General features: G+C 42.2%; 1 protein-coding gene. It reads left to right on the forward strand.

Going from position 1 to position 320, the window contains the following annotated elements; genetic code table 11:
* The coding region (locus tag N2K84_RS20375) for a helix-turn-helix domain-containing protein (RefSeq protein WP_282593665.1) at positions 1 to 201 on the forward strand (201 nt) is incomplete at its 5' end.
* Between the last annotated feature and the right edge of the window lie 119 nt (positions 202 to 320).

The following is a 320-nucleotide window of genomic DNA, read 5'->3' on the forward strand; positions in this document are numbered from 1 at the left end:
AAGGAATATGGCTATCCGACATCAAAAGCAAAAATTTACAAGTTAACCTCCACCGGTAAAATTCCCTGCAAAACGTATGGAAACAAACTGGTCTTTTCGCGAAAAGAAATACTGCTGTGGGCTGAAAATCAAACCAAGCCCAAACATGATTCAAGTGAAATCAGCTTAACCCTTGCGCGAAGTGCAAGACGAAAAAGGTAACCGCGATGAAGGAAAAGACATTGGACAACGGTAAATATATCCGTGTAGGAACAAGCTTGTATAAAATCGTGCAACGTCCCCTGATCAGCGGCGATTATATCGAGGAAAAGATTCCCTGG

This window comes from Gaoshiqia sediminis, assembly GCF_025907915.1.
Taxonomy (GTDB): domain Bacteria; phylum Bacteroidota; class Bacteroidia; order Bacteroidales; family Prolixibacteraceae; genus Gaoshiqia; species Gaoshiqia sediminis.